The sequence below is a fragment of the Terriglobus sp. YAF25 genome, assembly GCF_052113305.1.
Classification (GTDB): domain Bacteria; phylum Acidobacteriota; class Terriglobia; order Terriglobales; family Acidobacteriaceae; genus Terriglobus.
On record NZ_JBFRCY010000959.1, the window covers coordinates 1 to 1,379 of the forward strand.

A 1,379-nucleotide genomic window follows, 5' to 3' on the forward strand; every position below is an offset into this window, starting at 1 on the left:
AGTGCGGCGTGCCGATGGTGTCTATCCCGGGCGGCGAGCCGTTGCTGCATCCGCAGATGCCGGAGATTGTTGCCGGCCTGGTAGCGCGCAAGAAGTACGTCTACATGTGCACCAACGCGCTGCTGCTGAAGGAGAAGCTCCATCTCTTCACGCCAAGCAAGTATCTCTCCTTCTCAGTGCACGTCGATGGTCAGAAGGAGCACCACGACTTCGCCGTCTGCCGCGACGGTGGCCACGACCAGGCGATGGAAGGCGTTCGTGAAGCAGTGAAGCGTGGCTTCCGCGTGACGACGAATACGACTCTCTTCGATGGCGCCGATCCAAACTCGGTGCGGGCTCACTTTGACGAACTCACACGCGCCGGTGTTGAGAGCATGATGGTCTCGCCGGGTTACACCTACGATAAGGCACCGGATCAGAGCCACTTCCTCGGTAAGGCGAAGTCGCGCCGCATGTTCCGCGCCATCCTGTCGAACCGGAAGAAGGAGTGGCAGTTCAACTCGCACCCACTCTTCCTCGAGTTCCTGATGGGACAGATCAACTTCGAGTGCACCCCCTGGGGAATGCCGACCTACAACATCTTCGGTTGGCAGAAGCCCTGCTATCTGCTGCAAGACGGTTACGCCGATTCCTTCAAGGAACTGATCGAAGCCACCGAGTGGGCCAACTACGGTGCAAAGAGCGGCAATCCGCAGTGCGCCAACTGCATGGTGCATTCGGGGCACGAAGCTTCGGCGGTGAACTACGGCTTCGGATCGCTGGGTGGTTTCATCCGTACGGCCAAGGCCTATATGAACGCACTGTACTCCGATGCAGGAGCACAGAAACTGCTGGATGAGTGGCAGCCGGAACACCGCGGACCACTGGTTCAGATCGCTACGACACCCGCGGCGCAAACCGGTGAACTGGTCTCAGGAGACTAAGCCTATGTCGACAGTGCAGCAGGAAGCGGGAAAGATCGAGCAGTTGAAAGAGCATTCGGCTGATGAGCTCGAGGTTGTCGCCGGCCGTGAGCGAGAGAATCTCGAGGGCTGGATTCCGGCTCTCGCCTCCGACGATGAAGTGCGGGAAGCATTGGAAAAGGCCTTCGACTATCGCGGCGATGTGACAATCACGAAGAAGGACGGCGCGATCCTCGAGGGATATATCTTCGACCGCCGCTCGGGTACATCGCTGAGGGACTCCTTTATCCGCATCATTCCCTCAAAGGGAGATCGCGCAAAGGTCAACGTGGCCTACGGCGATATTGCAGCCCTCGCCTTTACCGGCCGTGACGCCGCCGCCGGCAAGTCGTTTGAAGCCTGGGTGAAGAAGTACTGGGAAAAGAAGGCTGCGGGCGAAACGAATATTGGAATTGAAGCGGAGAAGCTGGACTAGAG

At 58.7% G+C, this 1,379-nt stretch carries 2 protein-coding genes; both read left to right on the plus strand.

Going from position 1 to position 1,379, the window contains the following annotated elements; translation table 11 throughout:
• Window positions 1-923, plus strand: a 923-nt coding sequence (gene hpnH / locus AB4043_RS25590; RefSeq protein ID WP_442308529.1) for an adenosyl-hopene transferase HpnH, incomplete at its 5' end; no start/stop codon positions are given.
• A 4-nt stretch (window positions 924-927) separates the two neighbouring features.
• Window positions 928-1,377, plus strand: coding sequence for a hypothetical protein (locus AB4043_RS25595; RefSeq protein WP_442299494.1), 450 nt, complete (start codon window positions 928-930; stop codon window positions 1,375-1,377).
• Window positions 1,378-1,379 lie beyond the last annotated feature (2 nt).

Excerpts from the sequence above, each read along its gene's own strand:
- AB4043_RS25595 (WP_442299494.1), top strand. The coding sequence starts at position 928 with ATGTCGACAGTGCAGCAGGAAGCGGGAAAGATCGAGCAGTTGAAAGAG.